Annotated in this window: 22 protein-coding genes; 14 read left to right on the forward strand and 8 right to left on the reverse strand. The window is 69.7% G+C overall.

From position 1 onward, the window contains the following. The 4 genes from Vau01_RS65515 to Vau01_RS64195 form a co-directional block, all read right to left on the reverse strand. On the reverse strand, positions 1-409 hold a 409-nt coding region (locus Vau01_RS65515; RefSeq protein WP_204011101.1), incomplete at its 3' end, for an IS3 family transposase. Next, positions 406-729, reverse strand: coding sequence for a transposase (locus Vau01_RS65520; protein WP_204011107.1), 324 nt, complete (start codon positions 727-729; stop codon positions 406-408). The genes Vau01_RS65520 and Vau01_RS65515, both read right to left, overlap by 4 nt. 111 nt (positions 730-840) lie before the next feature. Then, the gene (locus tag Vau01_RS56495; protein ID WP_204011109.1) at positions 841-1,965 is read right to left on the reverse strand and encodes a hypothetical protein; all 1,125 of its coding nucleotides are present in this window, start codon (positions 1,963-1,965) and stop codon (positions 841-843) included. A gap of 245 nt (positions 1,966-2,210) precedes the next feature. Continuing rightward, complete coding sequence (locus Vau01_RS64195; protein WP_239152853.1) at positions 2,211-3,512, reverse strand: ricin-type beta-trefoil lectin domain protein; 1,302 nt, start codon at positions 3,510-3,512, stop codon at positions 2,211-2,213. A gap of 351 nt (positions 3,513-3,863) precedes the next feature. Between Vau01_RS64195 and Vau01_RS56505 the strand changes: the two genes are divergently transcribed. After that, positions 3,864-4,226, forward strand: coding sequence for a hypothetical protein (locus tag Vau01_RS56505; protein WP_204011111.1), 363 nt, complete (start codon positions 3,864-3,866; stop codon positions 4,224-4,226). Positions 4,227-4,480: 254 nt separating this feature from the next. Further along, positions 4,481-5,512, forward strand: coding sequence for a hypothetical protein (locus tag Vau01_RS56510; RefSeq protein WP_204011113.1), 1,032 nt, complete (start codon positions 4,481-4,483; stop codon positions 5,510-5,512). A gap of 362 nt (positions 5,513-5,874) precedes the next feature. On the opposite strand, the gene Vau01_RS56515 is transcribed toward Vau01_RS56510, so the two are convergent. Then, the gene (locus Vau01_RS56515; RefSeq protein ID WP_204011115.1) at positions 5,875-8,961 is read right to left on the reverse strand and encodes an AfsR/SARP family transcriptional regulator; all 3,087 of its coding nucleotides are present in this window, start codon (positions 8,959-8,961) and stop codon (positions 5,875-5,877) included. Positions 8,962-9,094: 133 nt separating this feature from the next. Between Vau01_RS56515 and Vau01_RS56520 the strand changes: the two genes are divergently transcribed. From Vau01_RS56520 to Vau01_RS56555, 8 genes are all read left to right on the forward strand, one after another. Next, positions 9,095-9,958: a hypothetical protein gene (locus Vau01_RS56520; RefSeq protein ID WP_204011117.1), complete on the forward strand. Its 864-nt coding sequence runs from the start codon at positions 9,095-9,097 to the stop codon at positions 9,956-9,958. 675 nt (positions 9,959-10,633) lie between these two features. After that, positions 10,634-11,596: a phosphotransferase family protein gene (locus Vau01_RS56525; RefSeq protein ID WP_239152855.1), complete on the forward strand. Its 963-nt coding sequence runs from the start codon at positions 10,634-10,636 to the stop codon at positions 11,594-11,596. Positions 11,597-11,726: 130 nt separating this feature from the next. Further along, positions 11,727-12,242: a P-loop nucleotide/nucleoside kinase family protein gene (locus Vau01_RS56530; RefSeq protein WP_204011119.1), complete on the forward strand. Its 516-nt coding sequence runs from the start codon at positions 11,727-11,729 to the stop codon at positions 12,240-12,242. A gap of 179 nt (positions 12,243-12,421) precedes the next feature. Then, positions 12,422-12,781 (forward strand): hypothetical protein, encoded by a 360-nt coding sequence (locus Vau01_RS56535; RefSeq protein ID WP_204011121.1) that lies wholly within the window; start codon positions 12,422-12,424, stop codon positions 12,779-12,781. Positions 12,782-13,008: 227 nt separating this feature from the next. Next, the gene (locus Vau01_RS56540; RefSeq protein ID WP_204011124.1) at positions 13,009-13,512 is read left to right on the forward strand and encodes a DinB family protein; all 504 of its coding nucleotides are present in this window, start codon (positions 13,009-13,011) and stop codon (positions 13,510-13,512) included. Between the two features lie 270 nt (positions 13,513-13,782). Then, positions 13,783-14,256, forward strand: a complete 474-nt coding sequence (locus Vau01_RS56545) for a hypothetical protein (RefSeq protein WP_239152857.1) — start codon at positions 13,783-13,785, stop codon at positions 14,254-14,256. A 330-nt stretch (positions 14,257-14,586) separates the two neighbouring features. After that, positions 14,587-15,099: a SigE family RNA polymerase sigma factor gene (locus Vau01_RS56550; protein WP_204011126.1), complete on the forward strand. Its 513-nt coding sequence runs from the start codon at positions 14,587-14,589 to the stop codon at positions 15,097-15,099. Next, positions 15,096-16,079 carry a hypothetical protein gene (locus Vau01_RS56555; RefSeq protein ID WP_204011129.1) on the forward strand — a complete coding sequence of 328 codons (984 nt, stop codon included), beginning with the start codon at positions 15,096-15,098 and terminating at the stop codon, positions 16,077-16,079. Before Vau01_RS56550 ends, Vau01_RS56555 begins: the two co-directional genes overlap by 4 nt. A gap of 241 nt (positions 16,080-16,320) precedes the next feature. Here the strand turns inward: Vau01_RS56555 and Vau01_RS56560 are convergent, their stop codons facing one another. The 3 genes from Vau01_RS56560 to Vau01_RS56570 all read right to left on the reverse strand — a co-directional run bounded on the left by Vau01_RS56560 (position 16,321) and on the right by Vau01_RS56570 (position 18,979). Continuing rightward, positions 16,321-16,620, reverse strand: coding sequence for a class I SAM-dependent methyltransferase (locus tag Vau01_RS56560; protein WP_204011132.1), 300 nt, complete (start codon positions 16,618-16,620; stop codon positions 16,321-16,323). A gap of 49 nt (positions 16,621-16,669) precedes the next feature. Then, positions 16,670-17,776, reverse strand: coding sequence for an outer membrane protein assembly factor BamB family protein (locus tag Vau01_RS56565; RefSeq protein WP_204011135.1), 1,107 nt, complete (start codon positions 17,774-17,776; stop codon positions 16,670-16,672). A gap of 273 nt (positions 17,777-18,049) precedes the next feature. After that, positions 18,050-18,979 carry a hypothetical protein gene (locus Vau01_RS56570; protein WP_204011138.1) on the reverse strand — a complete coding sequence of 310 codons (930 nt, stop codon included), beginning with the start codon at positions 18,977-18,979 and terminating at the stop codon, positions 18,050-18,052. A 153-nt stretch (positions 18,980-19,132) separates the two neighbouring features. Here Vau01_RS56570 and Vau01_RS56575 point away from each other — a divergent pair, with 153 nt between their 5' ends. Genes Vau01_RS56575 through Vau01_RS56590 form a run of 4 tightly spaced genes read left to right on the forward strand, consistent with a single transcriptional unit; the run spans position 19,133 to position 24,174 of the window. Further along, complete coding sequence (locus Vau01_RS56575) at positions 19,133-19,801, forward strand: response regulator transcription factor (RefSeq protein ID WP_204011141.1); 669 nt, start codon at positions 19,133-19,135, stop codon at positions 19,799-19,801. Further along, positions 19,798-22,293, forward strand: a complete 2,496-nt coding sequence (locus Vau01_RS56580; protein ID WP_204011148.1) for a lantibiotic dehydratase — start codon at positions 19,798-19,800, stop codon at positions 22,291-22,293. The genes Vau01_RS56575 and Vau01_RS56580 overlap by 4 nt, the downstream gene beginning before the upstream one ends. Continuing rightward, positions 22,286-23,131, forward strand: a complete 846-nt coding sequence (locus Vau01_RS56585) for a lantibiotic dehydratase C-terminal domain-containing protein (RefSeq protein ID WP_204011151.1) — start codon at positions 22,286-22,288, stop codon at positions 23,129-23,131. Before Vau01_RS56580 ends, Vau01_RS56585 begins: the two co-directional genes overlap by 8 nt. After that, positions 23,128-24,174, forward strand: a complete 1,047-nt coding sequence (locus Vau01_RS56590) for a thiopeptide maturation pyridine synthase (RefSeq protein ID WP_204011152.1) — start codon at positions 23,128-23,130, stop codon at positions 24,172-24,174. Before Vau01_RS56585 ends, Vau01_RS56590 begins: the two co-directional genes overlap by 4 nt.

Raw genomic sequence — 24,174 nt, forward strand, 5'->3', positions numbered from 1 at the left:
CGTTCGGCGCCGGGGCGGTGAAGTCCCGGCCGATGAGGTCGGGTGCCTTGGCCGCGGCCGGGTCCGCGATCGTGGTCCGGGTGCGGCGACGCAGCCGCAACCCGGCCAGACCGACACCGCGCATGACACGGGCGACCCGCTTGTGATTGACCCGCTCCTGCCCGCCGTGGCGGCTGGCGGGGTCGCGGAGCTCGGCGGTGATCCGGGGCACGCCGTAGGTGCCGTCGAACGCGGTGTGCACGGCCCGGATCCGCATCGCCAGCGCCGCATCGGCAGCCTGGCGGGCGGCCCGCGCCGCCGCGGTGGCCTTCCAGTGGTAGAACGAGGACCGGGCGATCTTCAGGACCTGGCATAACCGCTTCACGCCGTAGCGTGGCGAGTGGTCAGCGACGAACTGGAAGCGGTTCACCAGCGCGTCTCCCCGGCGAAATACCGGGCCGCCTTCCGCAGAATGTCCCGCTCCTCCTCCAACTCGCGGACCCGCCTGCGCAACGCGGCATTCTCCGCCTCAACCTGCGACGCCGCCGACCCCGATCCCGGCGCCGACGCGGCCGGTTCGGCCCGGACCACCGCCGGGCCCTTGCGCCGCCCGTCCGCGAGCCGGATCCAGTTCCGTAGCGTCTCCGGGTTCACACCCAGATCCTCGGCAACGGACCGGATCGTCGCGTCCGGCCGGGAGTGGTACAACGCCACCGCATCGGCCCTGAACTCGGCCGAATAGTGTTTCATCGCCATCTGTCTATGGACTCCTGTCCACCCGGACCATCAAGATCCAAGTCTCGGGTGTCCAAGATCGGGGGTCAACTCCCATCAGTATCAGTGGTCTGGTCGTGGTCCCGGTCAGTTAGGCGGGATACCGATCCGCACGCTACCGACCGTGTCGCCGTCGTAGTGGACGAGCAGTGCCCGGTTCCGATCGGGAGTCAACCAGTGCTGCCTGGCGCCGACGTCCGTGACCGGCGGCCCCAGCCGCGCTGCGAGCGACTCCCGTGTGTCGCTGAACGTGACGCCCCACGGTAGGGGACCGTCGAATGCCCGGAAGCGGGATCCGTAGGGGTGGGCCCGGCCCAGGCCCGGCGGCGCCCACGCGTTGTGCATGGTGACGCTCCAGAGCATGCGCCGCCGGGCGTCCTCGAACTCGGTACGCAGGCTCGGGGTGTAGCGGGTCTTCAGCGTCTGATTGCGGTACTCCCATGGATAGGCGAACTCCAGCTCGAACCCGGCGTCGAAGCGGGCCAGCGACCGGAACTCGTCCGGGCCGGGCACCGTGCGTAGGTCGATGCCGAGGGACGCGCAGTAGGCGACGATCTCCGGCTCGTCGGTGAACCGACCGAGCATCGGTTCGGCTGTCGCGGCGACGGTCAGCGCGGCGGCGGCGGTCAGAGCCGGATCCGCGGGCACTATCGGCGGGAGAGCGGCGATCCTGGCCACCCGGTCCCGCTCGGTGCGCTCGGTCACCTCGTCGATCCAGGCGCCGAAGTCCGGCGCCGGTGGGACCTCGGGGACGACGAGACCCTGAGTGCGCAGCCACGCGGCGAGGTCGGCATGGCGGGACGGCTCCCGATCCTCCTCGTCGTCCTCGTCGTCCCGGTTCAGTTCCCACACGCCGCAGGCGCGGTCGCCCCAGCCGAGGAGAAACGCCTCAAGGCTGTCGGTCAGGGTGCGGTACTCGCCCTCCGAGTCGATGTTCACCACTGCCGGCGCCGGACCACCGTGATCCCACAGGGCCAGCTGCGAGCCCTCCGGCAGGGTGAGGAAGATCCCCACCCGTTCGCGGACCGCGAGCGACGCGTCCTCCAGCGGCGTGACGTACTCGTCCGACGGCTCGCTGGAGAAGGTGTTGAAGTAGCCGACGGACCCGTACGGCTGCTCCGCGAGCCACCGGCCCAGCGCTGGGAGCACCGGCGGCACGGACATGCCCGGCGGGAAGCCGGTGGCGAACGACGCGACGTCGACGTGGTACACGGCGCTGAACGTAGCAACGCCCCACCGCAGGCGCGACCCCGCCGGGCACAGATGTGGGACCTGCCCGGGAGGGGCTACAAGGGCACCGCGCCCGCGTAGATCGTTCTTTCGGGCTCTCGCGTGTTGGTCCATCGCCAGCGGGGCCGGGCGAACCCGGCGCGGGTCGTATCCCGGAACGCGCGGAAAGGGCGCGGGAGCCTGTCCGCTCCCGCGCCCTGACCGTCAGCGTGCCCCTCGGCCGGCCGTCACGCGGCCTTCACGAAATACTGTGCGGCCGATCCGTTGCAGTCCCAGATCTGCAGTCGCGCGCCGTCCGCTGTCGAGCCTCCCGGGGAGTCCAGGCACTTGTTGGAGTTCGGGTTGCGCAACCGGTTACCTTCCTGGACCCAGTTCTGTGCACCGCTGCCGTTGCAGTCCCAGAGCTGCACCTTCGTGCCGTTGGACGTACCCGCGCTGGCGACGTCGAGGCACCGGCCCAACGTCCGCAGGGTCTGGCCGTCCCAGCTCCACTGCTGGTCCTTCGAAAGAGAAGGCCCCTGGCACGTCCACAGCTGCACGGCCGCGCCATTGCCGCCCGTGTCGTTTCCGGCAACGTCCACGCACTTACCGCCCGGCCCGTTGATCTGCGTCGCGGGTCCGCCCGTGGGAGGCGGCGTCGTGCCCCCGCCGTCCTGGTAGTAGCGCACGTAGTCGATCGATGCGGTGAGCGGGAACTGGCTCTGCACGGGGTTCTGTCCGGGGTACGTGCCGCCCAGCGCCAGGTTGAAGATGACGTGGAACGGCTTGCGGAACTCCTCCAACGTCGCCGGTGTCGTGTCGATCACGTGCGTTTGCGCACCGTCCACGTACCAGCGGATCTGCGCGGCCGTCCACTCGATCGCATAGACGTGGAAGGCCGCGGCGTTGTTGACGGCGGGGTTCGCGACGTAGTTGGCGTTCTGACCCGCTGTCCACGGGAACACGCCGGTCCGCAGATCCCAGAAGATGTTGTTCGTCACGGTCGCGTTCGCGTTCGCGTGCTCCATGATGTCGACCTCGCCGCAACTGGCCCAGTTGGTGGGCAGGCGGTCGTAGTAGGTCTGCGCCGGGTTGTAGGCGCTCGTGGACGTCTCGTCGCACGAGTCACCGAGCATCCAGAAAGCCGGCCACGAGCCGGTGGCGGTCGGGAGCGCCATGCGCGCCTCGATGCGGCCGTACTGGAAGGACTTCTTCGTGTCCGTCGTCATGCGGCACGACGTCTGGTAGAAGTTGCGGCCGTTGACCGTGATGGGCGTCGTGAGCCAGTTGGCGCGCATCACGAGGTTGCCGCCGGACTGCGTGCAGTTCTCGGGGCGGTACCACTCCCACTCGCCGTTGCCCCAGCCGTCGAAAGCATTGAGGCCGGGGTTGAGGCCGTTGCCGACGTTGTAGTTCCAGTTGGCGCTGCTGGGCGCGCCGGACCCGTTGAACTCGTCGGCCCACACGAGGTTCCACGCGGCGTGTGCGGGCTGCTGCTGGACGACCGCGATGCCGACAAGTGCGGTGGCGGCCGCGGTGAGGAGGACCATGAGGCGCCGGTGGCCGCGTGACAGCGCTCGGTCGGCAGCGCGGCCACGGAGCCTGGGGGAGGTGCGTTCTTGTTGAGTCTCCACAGCGGGGGTGCCCTTCTCGAGCAGGGGCGGCGATGGGACGATTGGCGGAAATGCCTGTTCTAACCCCCACGTGGCGGACGTGAGAGCGCTCTCAGGATAGCTCAACCTCGATCTGTTACGAAGTATGGAATTGAGCGGCGTAGATACGACGAAAGTGCCCTTTGTGCTGGGATGATCGGGTTTGTTGAGGACCAGATCAGGGCCAGCGGGACGGGCACTTTCGGGGCGAATATCTCAAGCCTGGCGGGGGCGGAGCCGCGGTGTTCGATGAGAAGATCTCGTGTCAACAGTGCCCTCATCGACGCGCACGCCGAGCGGGTCGCGCGGGCGCTCGCGGCGGCCGACAAGGCGGTGTCGAAGGCGGAGACCGCCACCGAGAAGCGCTTCGAGAGCGTCGACGAGTTCCGGCAGAGGCTCTCCGACCAGACCAGGTCGCTCGTCAGCAAGGTCGAGTTCGACGCGGTCCGGGATAGCAGCGCCGTGCGCATCGCCGATCTGGCCAGTCGGTTGGACAAGACCGAGGGAAACGCGGTCGGGCTCAACGCCGGCTGGGTCTACCTGATTGGCGGGCTGTCGGTCGCGGCTACGCTGGCGAGCCTTGTCGTTCTCGTCGTCCAGTGGACGAGTTGACCGGCGAATAGGTGGGGTCCGGGAGACCCTACCGAGCATCAGGCTGAGGCGACCGCGATCGAACGGGCGCTGGCCGAACGGCGACACGACAAGCGGTGAGTGGGCTCCGGCGGCCAACTTCGGGACGGACCGGCGGGCTCTACATTTCGCCAGCACCTTGTTGCCTGGGGCTGCCTCCTTGGAGATGATCTCGACTGTCGCCACCGAGATCGAGTTCTCGGGGTGTGGATCAGGTATCGCGCGGGAGGCCTGAATTGGGGACCAGCTATCAGACGGTCGTGGTGGCCGCGTCGATCGAGTCGGTGCGATGCGCTTTGGAAGCGGACCAGGTCGAGGCGCTGCTGGTGCCGGCCGGACCGGACCGCACCGCGGTCCTGCCCAGTGAGGGCGACCACGACTTCGTCGACCCCGGCAGCGTCGCGGAAGCATTGAGCGCCGACCTGAAGGTCGACGCGTTGGCCCAGGTGGTCTTCGACTCCGACCTCATTTTCCTGGACCTTTACCGCGGCGGTGAACGGATCTTCGAGTACGTATCGGACCCGGCGATGCGGGCCAGCCTCGACGGCGAACCCGCCCCGCCGCCATCGGCCGACCCCGCAGGTGATGCCGCTTTCGCCGCCGCGGCGTTGGCGCCGTTGGGGGTTGGGCAGGTCGACCTGGCGATGCTGGCCGCCACGCTCCGCACCGATCAGGACGGGTGGGTGTTCGCAGAAGCGTGGCACGCGGAGATTCTGACCGTGTTGAACCTCGACCCGACCGCGGCGACGATGGCCTTCCGGTGGGCGGTCTCGGAGGACCTGCCCGGAGCCGTCCGCACAGTGGCAATGTCGGATGCCGACGCCATCGAGCAGTCGGAGTGGTGGCCGTTTCCGGTCATCATCTACACCGCGATTCCACTGGACGTCGACCCGGCCGACGCCGCACAGGTACTCGCCGACGCCATTGCCGACCAGACGATCGCGATGCGCACCCACGTCGGCTACGCACCCGTCGTCCCCGGCGCCGCCGTCAATCCGGCCAGCCGCTTCCCGGGAGTCCCGATCCGCACCGGCCAGCAATCGGCGACCTACTTCGCCCAGATACTGATCCGGTCCCCGGGACGCCAACCGAACTACGAACAGGTCATCACCGCCATCGACAACGCCTGGGTCACCGCCTGGCGCGACCGGTACGGCATCACCGCAGAACAGGAACCCGCATTCGCCCCCACCACGTACGACCGGTTCCGCATCGGCTTCGGCCACACCCACGAACGCCGGACCACAACCGACCACCCGATTCTCTGAACCTCTCTGACGGCCGCCGAACCGAACCCGACTCTCGCCAGACCGGTCCAAGCCCAGCTATGTGGACACCGGGTCGCGGCGACACTTGACGGTGTCACCGTCGACATCACCGAGGTGGTCGGCTTCGGCGGGCCGCTGGGCGGTCGGACGCACCTGGTGGTGTCCGACAATGGGCGGTTGGTCGTCACCTATGCCCGCGACGGTCCGAGCCCGGTGATGACGCCGGCCCGGCCAACGGTTCTCGACCGAGTTGTGGCGACGCGTCCCAGCCGGTACTGCCCGTCGGACCGACTCGGAGGCTATGCCGCCTCCGTTGCCGTACCTGTATGCCTTTGACTGCCGATCCTTGATCGCTCCGAGGGTCACGTGCCGCGGGGTAGGGCGTACCCGGTGGCAGCCCGGATGCCGGCGTCCGCCCGGGCGTGCCGGTCGGCCTCGTCGGGGTGGCCGCAGGCCTGGGCGACACGCGCCAGTACGGCGTGCGCGTCGGCCGCCAGCACCCGGTACCCGCAGGTCGTGGCCTGGTGCAGCGCGAGCGCCGCGTGGCAGCGGGCGGCGGCGTGATCGCCGTCGGCGAGCGCCACCGCCGCCAGCCCGGTCAGCGCCTCGATCTGCTGGCGCGGGGTCGAAGCCGCACCGGCGACGTCGTGGGCCCGGTGGTGGTGCTCGGCGGCGCGGCGGCGATCGCCGGCCCGCAGGTACACGGCGGCCAGCACGTTAAGTGCGGCGGACTCGGTGCGCGGGTCGCCGATCTCCCGGCTCAGCGCCAGCGCGGTGAGCGCGTGCGTACGGGCCGGCGCGACCTGGTCGAGGGCGAGCCCGACCGCGGCCAGCCGGTGGTGGATGAGCGCCTGCCCGTCGCGGTCGCCGACCTCGGCGTACAGGGCGCCGGCGCGGTCGAGGTACCGACCCGCCTCGGCGAGGAGTCCCCGCTCGTGGCAGACCTGCCCGAGTCCGGTCAGCGCGAGCGCCTCGCCGTGGCGGCTGTCGAGGGCGGCGTTGAGCGTGACCGCCTCCTGGAAGTGCGCGGTGGCCTCGCGCAGCCGACCGGTCTGGTGGTACACGGCCGCGAGCTGGCCGAGGTTGTTGGCGATGCCGGCGCGTCGGCCGATGTCCCGGTCGACGGCCAGCGCCGCGGCCAGCAGGCGGGCGGCCGCCCGCAACCGGCCCTGCGTCTGGCCGACGATGCCGAGGTTGCCAAGCGTGGTGGCCTCGCACGCGCGCCACCCACAGCGGCGGGCCAGCCGCAGCGCCGCACCGTAATGGCGCAGCGCCGCCCGGTGCTCGCCGACGCTGCGGCACGCCGTACCGAGGCTGAGCCGGGCCGCCGCCTCAGCCCACGGGTCGCCGGCGCGGCGGGCCGCCGCCAGCCCGGCACCGGCGACCACCATCCAGTCGGCCATGTGCCGGCCCAGGTGGAAGTAGCCACGCAGCCGGTCGGCGAGGCGGGCGACGGTCGCGGGTGGACCGACGGCAGCCCGGACGGCCGCGACCAGGTTGACCCGTTCGGCGTCGAGCCAGGCGACGGCGGCCGCCCGGTCGGCGAAGCGGCTGTCCGGCGCCACGCCCGGCAGCCGGAGCATGTGCGGGTAGAGCAGATCGGCTGCACCGTCGACCACGGAAAGGTACCAGTCGTGGAGCCGGGCGGTCGCTGCGGCGCGCTCGGCCGGCAGGTCGTCGCGGTGCGCCCGCTCCGCCGCGTAGCAGCGCAGCAGGTCGTGTGCGGTGTACCGGCCGGGCTCCGGTTCGTCGAGCAGGTGGGCGGCGGCGAGCCGGGCCAGGGCCGCCGTGATGTCGCGTTCCGGCTCGGCAGCGAGCGCCGCGGCGGCGCCCGCGTTGATCGTCGGCCCCGGCACCAGCCCGAACAGCCGGAACAGCCGGCGGGCCGGCCCAGGCAGCGCCGCGTACGACGCATCGAACGCCGCACCGACCGCCGTCTCCGGGTCGCCGTCGACGGCGAGGGCGGCGAGCCGGTTGGCGCGCAGCATCGCCACGTACCCGCCGATCGACCGGCCCGGGTGCCAGGCCAGCGCCGCCGCCGCGACCCGCAGCGCCAGCGGCAGGTGGGCGCATGCGTCAGCGAGGTCGTCGGCCGCCCCGGGTTCGGCCGCCACCCGGGCCGGGCCGAGCAGCCGGGCCAACAGGTCGCGGGCCTCGTCCGGCCGGAGCAGGCCGAGCCCGATCGGCAGCGCCCCGTCGCGGGCGACCAGACCGGTCAGCCGCTCCCGTCCGGTGATCAGGACCAGGCCGCCAGCGCCGGGCAGCAGCGGCCGGACCTGGTCAACATCGCGGGCGTTGTCGAGGACCACCAGCAGACGCCGCCCGGCGGCCAGCGTCCGCAGCAGCGCGCCGGCCTGATCCAGCCGTACGGGTACCTGCTCCGGCGGTACCCCGAGCGCCCGTAGGAACCCGGTGAGCGCGTCGATCGGCGGTACCGGCGGGTCGGCCGCCCAGCCGCGCAGGTCGACGAACAGCTGGCCGCCGTCGAAGTTGTCGCGGACCCGGTGCGCCCAGTGCAGCGCCAGCGCCGTCTTGCCGATCCCGGCCGTACCGGCGATCGCCGCGATGACGAGCCGGTCCGGGCGGATCTCCGGGATGAGTTGGTCGAGCCGGTCCAGGTGCGCGGCACGACCGGTGAACCCGGTGGCCGGCGCAGGTAGCTGCGCGGGCACCGGGCCGGCGGCCGGCCGGTCGAGCGCCCGGTCGGCGCGCACCGACTCGGCGCGCACCGACTCGGGCGCGGCGAGGATGGCGGTGCGCAGGGACTTCACCTCGGTCGCCGGTTCCAGGCCGAGATCGGCCAGCACCGCCTCGTACGCGAGGAACGCCGCCAACGCGTCGGCCTGCCGCCCGGTACGGTGCAGCGCGACCATGAGCGCCCGCCAGGCGCGCTGGCGCAGCGGGTGCTCGCGGGTCAGCGCGCCCAGCGCCGCGACCGCCTCGTCGGGGCGGCCCAGCGACACCAGCGCCTCGGCGTGGTGCTCCCGCCCGGCGAGGTGCAGTTCGACGAGCCGCGCGGCCTCGGCCGCGGCGGGTCCGTGGTGGGCCAGATCGGGGTACGCCTCGCCGGTCCACAGTTCGAGCGCCCGGTCGAGCAGGTCGACGGCTCGGTGCGGCCCGGCCGCCCGCGCCTCGACGACGAGGGCCTCGAACCGCCGGGCGTCGACCGCGCCGCCGTCGGCCCACAACGTGTAGCCGTCGCCGGTGCGGGCGAGTACCTCGGCACCGAGCGGTCGGCGCAGCCGGGAGACGTAGGACTGCACGGTGTTGACCGCCGACGGCGGCGGGCGCGGTCCCCAGACGGCGTCGACCAGGGTCGGCATCGACACCGGCCGGCCGATGCGCAGCACCAGCGCGGTCAACAGCCGGCGGGGCCGGGCGCCGGCCGGGCCCACCTCCTCGCCGCTGATCGTGACCCGCAACGGGCCGAGCACCCGGAAGCTGAGCACGCGCAGATTATCGGCCAGCGTTACCGATCGACGACGGTGCACGTCGGATGCACGTCAGATGCACGCACCGAACGGTTGGCTGTCGGAGCCGGGCAGCGCTTCGTACCCGGTGCCGAATTTATTGGGGGGTGTGATGACGAGACGATGGAGCCGCGTCGCGGCCGGGACCGCGACGCTCGTCGCGGGAATGGCAGCGGCGTTGGTACCGGTGACGCCGGCCGCCGCGTCGACGATTCCGAGCGCGACGGTGGTCGCGACGAGTCCGGTATTCAACTCATTGCCGGAGAAGTCGGCGGAGGCCCGGTGCCCGGACGGCATGCGGGTGCTCGGCGGGGGCGTGCGGGTGAGCTTTCCCGACCACATCGTGGTGGTGCGGCAGGAGCCGGTCCACACGCAGGCCGTCGACAGCTTCCTGGTGACGGCGCTCGAAGACGAGGTGGGCACGACCAACGAGTGGGCGGTACAGGCGATCGCGGTGTGCGCGGCCGACGTGCCCGGGATCGAGATCGTCGCCGCGGTCTCGGCGACCGGGTCCACCGGGTTCATCGGGGTGAGTTCGCGGTGCCCAGCTGGGAAGAACGCGATCGGTGCCGGGGGGCGCGTGGTCGACGGGTTCGGCCAGGTGGCGCTGGTGACGCTGATCGAGGGCGGCTTCATGTTCAACACCCGCACGACGGCGGGCGGGCTGGAGGACCTCAACGGGTTCGCCGGCAACTGGAGCGTCACGTCGTTCACCGTGTGCGCAACCCTGAACAGCCCGTCGGACCTGCAGGTGGTCAAGACCTACGCGAACAGCACCGACCTGACCAACGTCATCGCGGCCACGTGTCCCGCCGGCATGTTCGCCACCGGCGGCACGGGGTGGGCCGACCTGCCCAGCGCCGTGGCGTCGGTCAACATCAACGCGGCGCGCAGCCGGGTGCAGTTGGTGAGCCGGCAGACCGGCTCATCGACCGCGACGTGGAGAGCGTCGGCGATGGCCTTCTGCGTGTCGTGATCGTTCTCTGATCGGTCCTTCTGGCCGGGGATCCAGGTGCTCGCATAGGGTGTCGGGTTCCCGGCCTTCGGGGTGCCCCCATGGATCTGTCAAGCGGCTTGATTCTGGTGGCCAACGCCGATTTCACCGCATCAGCCGGATGCAGACCGGCGTGCCCGGGCTGCCGATAGGCGATCCGCCCGACGACGACCGCCGACCACGGTGGCCAACGCCCGGTCCGGCCGGTCTCCGCCCGCCCGCCGCGCCACCCTGCCGGCGTCGACCACCTGTTCCAGCTGCGGCTCGCAAGCCCGCGCAGGTCGTAATGTTCCTGCAGACCCCACCGCGCCACCTGACGGAAGTGGCATGTCCTCGAACCGAGGAGGGGCGAGCGTTTCGACCGTGACTACCGGGCCCGAACAACTCGGGCTGATAGTCAGCGTCAACCTGCCGACCCTGCGCGACCCGCACCCGGATCGCATCGAGGATCTCCTCATCGGTCACACCGTCATCCTTCCAGCCACCCCGTCCCACAACACCGGCAACCCGCGCACAATCAGCGGCCACCCACGGGCGCGCTCCTCGTGGCAGAAGCGTGCATGTGACCTTGCGACACTTTGCCCGGCGTCCTCATCTGGCGCGACGTCGTCCTGCCTCGCGGTCCGACACGCCACGGGCGCATGTGAGGATGCCCAGATGTCACCTCGCGCACGTGTCGTCGATCCGGGCCGCCTCGCGCGGTGGTGCATGGAGCATCTGGGCAGCCCGCTGGCGGATGAGCTGTTCCGGTCCGGGCATCTGTCCGCCGTCATAGGACTCCGGCTGGCTGACGACCGTGAGGTCGTGGTCAAGGTTCGTCCGTACTCCCCGCGGATGGCGGCATGCGTCGAAGTCCAGCGCCGCATGTTCCAGGCGGGCTTCCCATGCCCTGAGCCGCTCACCGGCGCCGCACCCTTCGGCGGCGACGTCGGTGACGACGTCGCTACCGCCGAGGCCTACATTCCCGACGGGGCGTTGCTCCCGAGCGTGGACCACGCGGCCTCGGCGTTCGCTGAGGCGTTCGCGCGGCTGATCCGGCTGGCCCCCCGTCCGGCCGAGGTGTCCACGCTCGACCCGGCACCGTCGTGGGCGGCGTGGAACCACGCCGGGGACGGACTGTGGCCATGTCCGGAGGACGGCGTCGACCTCGGCGAGGTGGCCGGCGCGGACTGGATCGACGACGCCGGGCGCCGTGCCCGTGACCGGCTGCGAGCCGGGCACGGGCACGGCGGGTCCGAAGCCGTGATCGGCCACTGCGACTGGCTTGCCGGCAACCTGCGCTGGAGTGGAGACGAGCTGCTGGTGGTGCACGACTGGGACAGCATGACCGCTGACAGCGAAGCCGTCCTGGTCGGGTTCGCTGCCGCGCTGTACTCGACCGTCAACGCAGACGAGCTGGCCAGCGTCGAGGACACCGAACGGTTCCTCGACGCGTACTGCCATGCCCGTGGCCGGCAGTTCAGCACCGACGAACTCCAACGGTCGTGGGCCGCCGGCGTCTGGACCAGGGCCTACGACGCCAAGTACCAGCACACGGTCGGGCAGCCCATCACCGCACTGTCCGAGCACGAGGCCCACGAGCGACTCGGTCGCACCGGCTCCGGCTCGCACATGCCATAGACGACCCGCCGCGCCACTGGACCGGCCCCCTTACAACACCGGAGAGCGGCAGATGTTCGCGCTCCGATCGAAGAGCGCGGTCAAATAGCGTGCGTCGATCGCTGACGGCCGGTTCTGCGATGATCGCGAGGTGGTTGATCTGATTCTGGTCAACGGTCTGCCGGGGTCCGGCAAGACCACCCTGGCTAATGGCCTGGCGCGGCTGCTCGACGCGCCTTTGATCGCCAAGGACGCGATCAAAGAGGCAGTGGCTGACGTCGTCGTCGCCGCTCCTGGAATGGCCCTGGGGATGGCCGCCGGCGAAATGATGTGGACTCTGGCAGCCGCCATGTCCGGCACCGTGGTCCTTGAGTCCTGGTGGTTCCGGCCCCGTGACCTACGTTTCGTCCAAGCCGGATTGCGTCGGTGCAGCCCGACGAGTGTCATCGAGGTCTGGTGCGACGTGCCGTCTCACGTCGCGAAGAGCCGGTTTGCGGCTCGGCAACGTCACCGCATCCACGATGACCAGCGCAAGCTCGCTGATGCCTGGCCGCGGTGGGAAGTAGAGGCAGAACCTCTCGGCGTAGGCCCGGTTGCGCGGATTGACACCCGCAGTCCGGTGAACCTGGCCGACGCGTCCAACCAGATAGCGAACGCCAGGATGTAGGTCCGGACATCGTGGCACGCTCACTCGGCGGCATAGCGTAAACCCGATCAGGCTGGGAGCCTTCTCGCGCACCTAACTCGAGCGGCAGTGCCCAGCCAGCCCGCTGGCGCCCGCGTACGATTTGCAGGGCCCAGGTCGAGCGACGTTCGGGTCCTGTCGCGACGACGTTCGTTGCCGCGATGATGGACGTGCCTTTGGACGATATTGAGAAGCGCTTCTGGTCAGCCCTGGAATTCCGGATATGCGCAGAGTTCGCCGGCTTCGACGACAAGGGTCTGCGTAGCCACTGGTGCGATGGCCTCATTCCGGAGGAGTACGACCTGGGAGCTGAGGAACCGTGCGTCCGAGGCACCGCCTACTGCGGGCCGAGCGGGCAGGACCTGTGGCGGTTCACGCTCCTGATCGGATCCGGCACGAAATCTTCTGCGGAGATCGACTGGATATCGCTGCTGCCGTCAGAGGACGTGACGGGATGGCTCTCACCGCATGCGCGTGAAAAGACGATGATCCTCGATCCACACTCGGCCTACCCCGACTGACGAGGCGTTGCTGCTGCCGACTGTCGCGACACCACACCAGCAGGACTCTCCAGCACTCCGCGCGGCCGCGCTCCTCGCGGCTAGATCCGCTCACCTGATCATGGCTTGGCTGGTCCATCGAGTGCGGTGTCGTCGTGTCGTACAGGGGAATCGGCGCGATCGCCGACGGCTCAGTGTTGCCAATGAAGGTGGAGGTCCGACACAGAGCGACTCTGTACGGTGACATCATGGCCAGCCCGGAGATCAACCGAGTTGTTCCGCCTCGCTACGGGGACGAACGCACACAGCTTGATGCCTGGCTCAACTTTCATCGCAACACGCTGCTGATCAAGTGCGCCGGGCTGAGTGCACAGCAGCTGAAGATGCGCGCCGCCGCGCCATCCTCGCTTTCGCTACTCGGCCTGGTTCGCCACATGGCCGACTCCGAGCGCTACTGGTTCCGGCGTCAGTTCCGCGCAGCATCTGTCAGCGCCCTCTACTGGGACGACGACGGCGATTTCCTGGCCGTCGACGACGCGGACGTGGATGCTGACTTCGCGGCCTACCTCGGCGAGGTGGAAGTCGCAAACACAGCAACGGTGGACCGATCGTTGGACGAGACGTTCACGAGCACCCGTGGAGTCACTATGGGTCTACGCTGGGTTTATCTACACATGATCGAGGAGTACGCCCGGCACAACGGTCACGCGGATATTCTGCGTGAGCGGATCGACGGTGAGACCGGCGTATAGGACCAGCCCGCATCCACATCTGAAGGACCGCCTCGCTTGACTTCAAGGTCCGGTCTGAGCCTCCGCTCATCGGCATGTTGGCGCTTCCGGACCGGCGCTTTCCGATTTCTCCGGTGGCTAACAAGATCGAGGAGCCGGCCGTCATCCTTGCGGGTTCATGGCGACCGACTCCTCGACGAACGATACGGTCCGCTGGGCTGGACCGTGGTCACAGCGCCGGTCGCGTACGGGTGCGATCGAGGGTGCTCACGGCGGCGGTGAGGCTACGACGTGGATGATGAATTCGTGCTGATCAGGGAGACGAAGCCTTTGCTGACGTCGATGCTTGGCCATGCCGGGGTGCGCCCCGGCAAGGCCGCCGCAGCCGATGTGCTGACGACGGTCGAGGTCTTCCGGCGATTCGCCGCCGTCCCGGTCGATGACGCCGCCTCGCCCCAGGATGACGGCGACGGGGTCCTCGCCCAGTTCGGAACGTTCGACTTCGATGGCGTGCGCGAGTTCTGGGCCGATCTCACCCGGCAGTTCATCGAGGCCGACGACGAGGATGTGATGTGGCAACTGCGCTGCACGTTCCACTGGACTCCCAACGCCGAAACCGAGGCCCTCGGGTCCGGGGACCTGTGGTCCTTCGGCATACCGCTCGACGACTTCTTCGCCGAGGCTCTCGCCCTTCCCGGCTGGGCATGGGCGCTGGCCGGCGTACGGGCCCCTCGACACCTCACGATCGAACTCGGGCAGGTGTAACCGCGCTTGTCGGCACGGGCCGGTACCGGCGTTTGGGTCACTTCTACCGGAGTGGCGTACGGAGCGTGATGATCAAAGGCGAGTTACTCACCCGATCGGCGGCATAGAGTGCGCCTTGTTCGCATGTGGCAGACCCTCGCCGAACGGCGATGGTCGTCGGGTCTGTTAGTTCCACTCGTCGGATCGCCTCGCCCCGCCTGCCTTGCGCGCCGGGCGTCTCTGTTCCGGCCCCCGGGCGCCGGCCTTGACGCATCTGAGGCGAGGCAGACTGCACAGATCGTGCCTCCCGCGTCGTTCCAGTAGCGACCCGAGGAGAGGGGTGTACGGCTTGTGGCTGACAGCTTCGATGTGTTCATGACCGGTCGGGGACCGGCTTTGCTCCGGTTCGCATATCTGCTGACCGGTGACCGGCACTTGGCCGAGGACCTAGTTCAGGAGGCGCTCGCCCACGCCCATCGACGGTGGTCGCGGATCCAGCGGACCGATTCACCGGACGCGTACGTGCGGCGGATCGTGCTGAACCAGTTCCTGTCATGGCGGCGGAGGCGGTCCTGGCGCGAACGCGTCATGGCGGCGCCGCCGGATCCCACGACCGCGCCGTCGGCCGATCCGGCTGAACACCACGCCGCACGAGACGAGATTTGGGCGTTGCTCGGCACGCTGCCGCCGCAGCAGCGTGCCGTGCTGGTTCTGCGCTACTACGAAGACCTTGACGATGCGGCGATCGCCGCGGTGATCGGCTGTGCGCCGGCCACGGTGCGCGCACACGCGTCCCGTGGTCTGAGTCGACTGCGTGAACTGCACGCCGGCAGCCCCGCCCTGGAGAACGGAGGATCGCGATGACCGACCTGACCGACGCGCTGCGGCGCAGCCTGACCGACAACGCCCACCACGCGCCCGACGTCGTTGGCCTCGACGCCCGCGTCTACGCCCGGTCGCGGCGGATCGGCTGGCGCCGTCGTGGGCTCGTGGCGACCGGCATGGCGCTCGCTCTTGCGATCACCACGCCGATGGCCGTCCGCCTCATGCCGGACGACAGGATCGACCGGCCGGCGGACGTGCCGGCCCTGGAACCGAACACAGCACCGCCACCAGAGGTTCCGGTCCGGGTCACGTACCTTCCGTCGCAGGTGTCCGACGTACAGCCACTCGTCTGGACCTGGCCGGGCGGCTCCGGCCTGCGTTACCACACCGCCGGCCACGGCGCCGGCACGGTCCCGATGATCTGGGTGAACGTGCAGGCGGCCGACCCACGCACGGAAGAGGGCACGGAAACCGTCAGTGACACCACGGTCCACGGAAAACCGGCGACCGTGATCGAGACCAGCATGGGTGACTGGCGTGGCATCGCCTGGCAACGCACGCCCGACGCCTGGACAGTGGTGTGGGGCGACGTCAGCGCCACAGCCGTGGCCCGGGCCGACGCGCAGATGCTCACCGCGGTCGCCGCTGGGATCGCCGACGGAGGCACGACCGGCCAGGTGCCCGTCACCCTCGCCGTGGTGCCGCGAGGCTACGTCGTCGGCGAGATCCGGGACGTCACCACGCGGCTGTGTCCGGACCCCTGCGCGCCCGAACCCGGCTCCCGTGACATCACGGTCGAACTGGAACGCGCCGACGGCAGCCCGACTCCGCCCGGCACGCGCATGCCGGTCGGTCAACGGACCGGCTGGCTCGACCGCACCGAGACCGGGTCGGTGCTGCGGGTTCCGCTGGACGACGGCACCGTACTGCGGGTCCAGGCGCCGCTGCCGGACGCGGATCTGGTGGAACTCGCCGCAGGGGTCACCGTGACCCCGGGCTTCCGCCCGACCGGCGGGTAACGGCCACCACGTCTCCGATGCGGCCCGGCACGACCCCAATGTCCACATCGGACGTGCGCCCGTGCCGGGCCGCCGCCTGGCCCTCACTCTGTCGAACCGGACGCGAACGACCGGGTTCCCCGACAGACGGGTTCCAGCCACGAAGTCGTGACCGGATGACCAGCCCGTCGAAGCCGGCCGGGCCGACCAGCCGCGCCGCCGACCAGTCCTCGAAGGTGGGACCTCCACATGCACAGCTGCGTCACCGACGAACTTTCGCCGACAGCACCGCCGCCATCTTCGGATCCGGCTCGACACAGGTCATGGCCATGCCGCAGCCGGCGAACGCGGCGGTGGCGATGCCGGCACCGACCTCAAGGACCCGCCGGCCAGGCGGCATCGCCACGACGTCATCGACCAGTTGGTTCGAAACCACGAGAACGGCCCGCGACGGTACGGCCGCACCGCGTCGTACGCGCTGGCCGAACTGGTCAACCCCGAAGACCAACCGACACGGACCCGAGCGCGTCAACCCGCGACACCGGGTCACGCCGGGCAGCATCGCCCTGCTGGACACCGACACGTACACGATGGAGTACCTCCACCGCAGGTCAGCGGTCGGATCGGAGCATGGTGACTGTGGGTCCGGCCTGCCAAAGCACCCCATGGGCGGTCGGGACGACTGTGACCACCCGATCCCAGGTGGTGACGGCGGCATTCTGCGGATTCTCCAGGGACCACAGCTGTTCGCCGCTGGCGACGTCGACGGCGCACAGTTGTGTCGTTGTGGCGAGCAGGGCGCGCCCGCCGGTGACCGCTGCAGCGTCCGCCGGGATAGGCTGGATCAGCCTGGGCTTGCCGTTGTCGGCGCGAATGTGCTTGACGCCGTCATTCATGCCTCGGCCGCCTTGGTAACTGACCAGGATTCCCGTCTCGTCAGCTGCCAAACACGTGGCGAAGCTCTCGATCTCCGTACCGAGTGGAACAGTCGCCAGGAGACGGCCGGACCGCAGGTCGAATCGGTTCAGCCGGACCGCAGTCCGATCGTGTTCCCGGAAGACGAAGCCGATCATCCACACCGAGCCAAACGCCACGACGGGTGGGTCCGGGTTGAAATTCTGTTTGCTGCCATCGACCGCCCACAGCGGCTGGCCGGTGGCAAGGTCGGTAACCCGCAGGCCGCCATGGATGTGGTGGCCCTCAAAGTCCTCGGCGGATACGCCGATTCCAGCCGCAACGTCCAGCGCGGGTGGCGCCACGGCCAGGTTGCCCTCGGTGTCCATCCAATGCCGTGTTCCGTCCGCCGAGTAGGCCGCCAGGCCGTACGGCGTGTGGTAGTACACGGTGTCGCCGCTCAGGCTGGGAAACCGTGCACCCTCTGGATTTTCGTGCTGCCAGCGCAGTGTGCCGTCGTGATCGAGTGCATGCACTACACCACCCGCATCTGGCGTATTCGTCTCTACCGACGTGTTCAACACCCAGGTGTGCGTGCGCTCGTCGAACACGGCGTTGGAGCAAATGACAATGAGGTTGTCATCGGCGTCGCCGGACGTCACCACGGGGCCACCAGCGTCGTAACGCCACAGCTCGCGACCGTCCGACAGCGCAAGACAGCGTACCGTGCCATTCATGCTACTCCAGGCCACCCGGTCCGGCAGCACGACAATGCCCGACTCCCGCCCACCGCTCGGACAGTGCGAGCCGAAGCCAGGCAGCACGTCCCGCCACGCTACGATCGGCTCCCGGTCCGGCACCTGCTCGGCGCACCGACGGGTCCTGCGAAGATCTCCCAGGTAAGGCACGAAGGGGGATCCTACGTCGTGCACGACCCGCGGCGTACCCGTGGAACACCTCGCGCCAAATTAGCAGCACAAACGAAGATCAAGCGACTTTGAAATCCCCCTGGATTCCAAGGGGTGGCTCAGGTCGGCCGGTGCGGGCGGCCTTCCACGCTGACCGGGTGGCTTTCGAACAGCGGTTCCTCGACTCGCTCAACGGGCGCCGCTGACGTCTGCGCCGATGTCGACGCAACGGTATCCGTCGCCGTCATCGTGGAGGTAGAGGCGACTGCCGTGGCAGGCGAGGACGGCCCACTCCCGGATCGGTTGCCCATCCACGTCGACGATCCCCGCCGCCTCTGACCGCTGGATCACCCCACCCACCAGCGCGCACCACGACAGCTCGTCGCCCGGACCCCCCGGTTCCACGGCACCGGCCACCAGCAGGCGGTCACCGTCGACGACGATCGCGTGCACCCCGTCCACCGGGCTGTCGAACTCCTGCGTGACGCCTTCGCGGACCCGGATCAACGTGGCACGCCATCGAAATGCCCATGCCAGGCCGTCGCTGGCGTTGACCGCCGCGTCGCAGCAGGCGACGCCCGAACCCCACAACCGCCTGCCGTTGCCGTCCCACCGGATCAGACCGGAGAAGTCCACATCGTCATCGCTCCAGCCTTCATCCCCATGGGCCGTCCAGATCGTGCCGTCGTCGTCGACGACGACCTGCTCAAGCTGATCGCCGAGGGCGAACGCTCGCCGGTGCGCGCCGTCCGGGCCGAACACATGGGCGTTACGCCGTTCCCAACCCTGACCGGTCCACGGCTTGCAGAGAGAGACCACGAGCACCTCGCCGTCCGGCAGTAGGGCGATGCACGGGTACGACACGGGAAGAAACGCGAGGTCGACCCTGCGCCACTGGCCGGCCTCGAACACGAGCAACACCGCCGGGCAGGATCGAGGCGGAACATAGAAGGGCAGGCGGTTGCCGTGTGGCCCGTCGACGAAGCCACGAGCCACCGCCGGCTCCGTCGTGGCGAGTACCGCGAACCCGCCCGTCGCGTTGGCCGTGGCGGACACCATGAATTCCCCGTCTGCCAGCGGCGCCGGCGGAGCCACGCGCCTGGCGATGAACTCGATCATCCGCCGGCAGCGTAGCACCGGAGCCACGTTGGCCGACCCCCCTGAAAGGCGTCAGAAAGTGGATTGAAAGCCTTGATCAGTAGCGTCACCGCTCCATTGAAGGTCTTGGACGCGTGGGTGGCGGCGGGGCGAATGCGTAGGGATCAGGCGGACGTGATCGACCTCATCGTCGGCGGTGACGAGATCTACGACATGGCGGAGATCTACCGCGTGATACTGCGCGGCGCACCGGACATCAACGTCGTGGCCGGATTGCCCGCCACGACCGGCGACGGCAGGCGGCTGGTCGTCCTGGAACGCGTCGGCGAGCTGACCACCGACTATTTCCGGCGGCCCAGATTTCTGGGTATCGCGGCGAAGTACGGCGCCAGACGGATGCTGATGATGGCGGTGAAGGTGCCGACGGACGCGGCGTTGGCCGGGCTGCGGGCGGGCGTCCGCGGCATCGCGCGTTTCGATACGACGCCCGAGTTCGTCCGGCAGTACGTCGTCGCGGTGGCCGACGGGCACGCGGTGATCGAGCCATGCGTGCTGGGCACGATTCTCGATGCCTACGCGGCGGACTTTCCGGCGCCAGAATTGGATGTCGTCGAAGCGATGCGGGATTTCACCGACCGCGAATGCGAGGTCCTGACGTTGCTCGCCAGCGGCCTGGCGAACGTGGAGATCGCGAGGGCTCTGGGGGTGGCGGAAGCCACCGTGAAATTCCACGTCCACAACCTCCGGCACAAACTCGCCGTGCAGGAGCGGACGCAGATGGCCGCGTTCGCCTTCAGGACCGGTATCGTCCGGCCGCGCAACCTTCGCAGGGCACAGCGGTGACGTGGCTGGTGTCCGGGCCGGTGGTCGTCCGGTCGGCGGAAACGTCCGCGGCCGGGATGGCCGACCTCGGTTGTCACGAAACGGCGAGGCTCGCAGGGGTTCTGGCGAGGGACGCGTCCACCCGGCGCGTCGAGGCGGCCGCCATCGCCGACGAGCTCCACATGGTCATCGGCCGGTTGCCGGACGACCTGCTGCGTCCGGAGCTGGTAGGCCTGCGGAGGTCGGTGGTCAACCAGCGGGCGCCCGATGGCCGGGAATGGAACAGCCGGACCAGGTCGAGGCTGACCACCGGGCTGATCGAGCGGATCGAGGAGTTTCTCGCGGCATGCTCAGCGTCGGCGGAGGCGCGGCGGTCGCTGGCCGACGCGCTGGAGCGGGACATCGGAACCTGCGCGACCCGTCTGGCGCGAACGATGTCGGGTTCCTCGTTCCGGCGTGCGGTTCTTCACGCGGATCCCGTGCTGTCCGGGACCCTCGAACGCTGGCTCCGCGACGGCCGCCCGCCACGGGCCGGAAAGCTGCGCCGCCTCGTCCGGTACTTCTCCCGTGCCGCGACGAAGACGAGCCCATACAGCAGTTTCATGCTCGCCGGATTCGCGGCCGACGATCAGCCGCGACGCACTGTCGTGGAAGTCGACGAGGGCTTTTTCGGTGCTGTGGTGGACGCGCTCGGCTCCGGGCGGCTTGTTCGCATCAACCCGAGCTGCGTCGAAACCGACGGCGTGATCGAGTTTCTGGGCCGTCCGCCGGGAGAACCCATCGTCCAGCTCCGGCAGACCCCCGCGGTGGCCGGGTGTCTGGGCGTCGTGCGCGATGGGCCACAGAGCCCGGCCTCGCTGGCCGCGGAACTCGTGCCACGGCTCGGAGTGCCGCCGAAGCAGGCGTCCCGGCTGGTCGACCGGTTGCTGGAGATCGGCCTGCTGCAGGCGTACGTCCCGGTGCCGGATCTGGCCACGGACCGCTGGCAGGCTCTGATCCGTTCGTTGGAGCCGACCGACGTCCTGACGGCGTTGCTCGCCGACCTGCGAGCCGAGCTGCGCCGCCGGGTGCCGCTGTCCGACATCGCCGGTGAACGTGCGCATCAGGATCGCCTACGCGCGGTCGCCGGTGCCGTCGCGGACAAGGTCGGGCTGGACGGCGGTCACGAAAAGCCTTTCTACGAAACGACCGTCGGCGGAAAACGTGCGGCGCCGTCCTTCGACGCGGTCGCGGACGATCTCGGCGAGGCGCTGCGGTGGATGGTCGCGTTCGACTGGAAGATGCCGATCAGGGCGGCCGCCGGCGCGTTCTTCCGCGAGTGCTTCGGACCCGGCCGCTCCGTGTCGTACCTGCGGTTTCACCGCGCGGTGCAGGAGTGTCTCGCCGCGCCGGCACACGTGCGTGTCGGCCCGGCCGCTCGTGACATGTGCGCGCTGTTCGGCCCCGGGTCGCTGGCCGGCCTGTTCGCCCTGGAGCGGTGTGCGAACGCTCGGCTGCGCGAGCTCGCAAGCTGGCGGTGCGACACGCGCACGCGGATGCTGCGCGACGTGTCGCCCGACGGCGTGGTGCGCCTGACGCGCGCCCGGATCGCCGAGTCGGTCGCCCGGCGGCCCGGCTGGATCGCCGATCCGCTCGCGGTCGCGTGTTACGTACAGGTGGTCGGGCCCGCCCGAGTCGTCCTGAACGCGGCGCACGACGGCCACGGACGGAACCGTACACGGCTCGCTCATCTCTTCGGGGAGGCCGGTCTCCGCGTTCCCGGCGGCGCCATCGACGCGGCGGCCGGCGCGGACGTCGTCATGGCCGAACTGGCCGGCACCCTGGGCTCGACGCTCAACCGCCGGGAGCCGGCCGCGCCGTACGAAATCGACTACCCGTTCACGGTCAGCGATCGGCCGGCGGACCGGCGGCTTCCGCTCGGTGAGCTTTCCGTGCGCCACAACCCGGCCACGGATCTCGTCGAGCTGTGGTCCGCGAGCGTCGGTCGCAGGGTGGTTCCGCTGCACCTCGGCATGCGCACGGACGTGGCCCTGCCGCCCGCCGCGCGCCTTCTCCAGTACGGCTTCGGCGTGGACGTTACCGTGCACCAGGGCGCGCCGCCGCTGTCGCCGATCGACGTCTCTCCCGCCGACGCACAGATCCGGCGACGGCCGCGGGTCGACGTCGGCCGGGTGACCGTGCAACGCGCCCGATGGGACATTCCCACGGTCGCGGTTCCCGTCCGCCGGTCATCGGAGTCCGACGCCGACTGGCTGCTCCGGCTGACCGGGTGGCGCCTGGAGCACGACCTGCCGACCCGCAGCTTCGTCCGCACACCTCAGATCTGGCGGGGAGATGTCCTCCCCGTGTTGGGAAAACCGATCTTCGTCGACTTCGACAGCTGGCATCTGATCGACGTCTTCACGCGCGAGATCGGCGGCAAGCCGGTCGTCGCGATGGAGGAGGCGCTGCCGTGTCCGGCCGACGGTCACGTCGAGGAGTTCCTGGTTGAAATACGGCGTTCCGATGACTGACCACCGCTGGATCGGTGTCCACCTGTTTCACAATGACGATCTCGACGTCGTCCTACGCGGCCCGGTCAAATCGCTCGCCGCCTCCGACGCCGTGCGTCGCTGGTTCTTCCTCCGATACTGGGAAGGAGGCCGGCACATACGGTTCCGGATGCTGGTGGCAGACGCGTCGGCCGGTGCCGTGCGCGCCGAGGTCGCACGCCGCGCGCGCAGCTTCTTCAAGACCGTGCGGTCGTCATCGGTGCTCTCCGCCGACGAGTACCGGAGAACCGCCACCGTGCTGGCCGGGCAGGAGCGGCTGGACAGCTTTCTGACCCGGCAGCTTCCGGTCGACACGGCGCAGTTCATCGCCTACCGGCCGGAACATGACAAGTACGGTACGGGCGAGCCGCTGGCGCTGGTGGAGCACCATTTCGCCGAATCGAGTGCGATCGCGCTGGCGTTGATCGACAAACGCGCGACCCGGCAACGCCGGCAGGCGGCGTTCGTCGTGCTTCTTGCCGCGGCATGGCTGTTCGGCGGCGCGCCCAATCCCGCGGCGCCGGCCATGGACGGGCTGGACGCCGCGTACGTCCAGCGTCATGCGGAACTCCGGCGCCTGGTGGAGAAGGCGCGCACCGCGGTCGAGGGTCGTGGGCACGACGCCCTGCTGGATCGTTGGCTGCGGTCGCTCGCACCACTCCGCGACCGGCATCCCGCCGCCGACCGTGGACTGCTGGACAACTGCGCGCACCTGCTGGCCAACCGGCTGGGAATCGACCTGGTTTCGGAGGCGGGTCTGAGATATCTGACCTCCCGCGCCGTTGCGGATCAACGGCCTATCGAGGAGACACGCACATGAGCTGGCACAGTGTGCATATCGGCTACCACGACGCGGACCTCGGTCCGCTGCTGCTCGACGGTGTGCGGCCGGCGATGGAACGGCTGGCCGGGGATCGCGCGTTCTTCGTTCCGCACTGGCGGCGCGGCCCGCACGTCCGGCTCAACTTCGACGTCGCGGGCAACCGCTACCGGGAGACGATCCGACCGGTGCTCGACGAGACGGTCGGCGGCTGGCTGGCGGCCCATCCGTCGACGACCCACCTCCGTCCGGACGAGCACCTGCCGGCGCACCGGCGTCTGGCCGAGCTGGAATGCGACACCGGCCCGCTCGTCCCGTGGTACGCCGACAACTCGATCAACGACGCGGACCACGACGACAGATCCGCCGTCCTGGGCGGTACGGCGGCGGCGCTGGTGGCCGACTTCTACGTGCGTACCAACGATCTCGCCTTCCAGACGTTCGCGGCCGTTCGCGCCGGAGAGTCCCGCATGGCCGTGGCCTTCGACCTCATGCTGGCCACCGCGCACACGTTCGTCGAGGGCGGCCTGGCCGACGGTTTCGTCTCGTTCCGCTCGCATGCCGAGGGGTTCCTGGAGAACTTCGCCGAGGGCCGCGGCCAGCGAGCCGGCTGGGATGCCGCGTACGCGCGTCGCCGCGGCGCGTTCGCGCGGCGGTTGCGGCTCTTCCTGGACGCCCCGGAGCCGGCGCCGCTGGTCGCCCGGTGGCTGGTGGCGGCCGGGGAACTGGCCGGCGCCGGTGAATCGTCGTTGAACAGCGGTGAACTCACGTTCGACAACGGGACCGGACCGGCGGGAGTCATCGCGAACCGGAGCGGTTTTCACCGCGCGCTCGCGGAGAACCGGACGTGGCGGGAGGAGGTGCTGCCGTCGACCTGGTTCGGCGTCTTCCGCCTCGTCCTCAACGCCCTCTACCTGCACCTGACCAGAGTGGGGATCACACCCGTCGAGAGGTTCTTCCTGTGCCATGCGGCGGCGAACGCCGTCGAGGAGGAGTTTCGGCTGTCGGCAGCCGATCTCGTCACGAGCGAATGGAGGCGATGA

The organism is Virgisporangium aurantiacum (assembly GCF_016863635.1).
In the GTDB taxonomy this organism is placed as follows: Bacteria; Actinomycetota; Actinomycetes; order Mycobacteriales; family Micromonosporaceae; genus Virgisporangium; species Virgisporangium aurantiacum.

Coding starts and splice junctions, on each gene's coding strand:
- Vau01_RS65520 (WP_204011107.1), bottom strand. CDS start 729: ATGAAACACTATTCGGCCGAGTTCAGGGCCGATGCGGTGGCGTTGTAC.
- Vau01_RS64195 (WP_239152853.1), bottom strand. CDS start 3,512: ATGGTCCTCCTCACCGCGGCCGCCACCGCACTTGTCGGCATCGCGGTC.
- Vau01_RS56505 (WP_204011111.1), top strand. CDS start 3,864: ATGAGAAGATCTCGTGTCAACAGTGCCCTCATCGACGCGCACGCCGAG.
- Vau01_RS56520 (WP_204011117.1), top strand. CDS start 9,095: ATGACGAGACGATGGAGCCGCGTCGCGGCCGGGACCGCGACGCTCGTC.
- Vau01_RS56525 (WP_239152855.1), top strand. CDS start 10,634: ATGTCACCTCGCGCACGTGTCGTCGATCCGGGCCGCCTCGCGCGGTGG.
- Vau01_RS56535 (WP_204011121.1), top strand. CDS start 12,422: ATGATGGACGTGCCTTTGGACGATATTGAGAAGCGCTTCTGGTCAGCC.
- Vau01_RS56540 (WP_204011124.1), top strand. CDS start 13,009: ATGGCCAGCCCGGAGATCAACCGAGTTGTTCCGCCTCGCTACGGGGAC.
- Vau01_RS56555 (WP_204011129.1), top strand. CDS start 15,096: ATGACCGACCTGACCGACGCGCTGCGGCGCAGCCTGACCGACAACGCC.
- Vau01_RS56560 (WP_204011132.1), bottom strand. CDS start 16,620: ATGCTGCCCGGCGTGACCCGGTGTCGCGGGTTGACGCGCTCGGGTCCG.
- Vau01_RS56570 (WP_204011138.1), bottom strand. CDS start 18,979: ATGATCGAGTTCATCGCCAGGCGCGTGGCTCCGCCGGCGCCGCTGGCA.
- Vau01_RS56585 (WP_204011151.1), top strand. CDS start 22,286: ATGACTGACCACCGCTGGATCGGTGTCCACCTGTTTCACAATGACGAT.
- Vau01_RS56590 (WP_204011152.1), top strand. CDS start 23,128: ATGAGCTGGCACAGTGTGCATATCGGCTACCACGACGCGGACCTCGGT.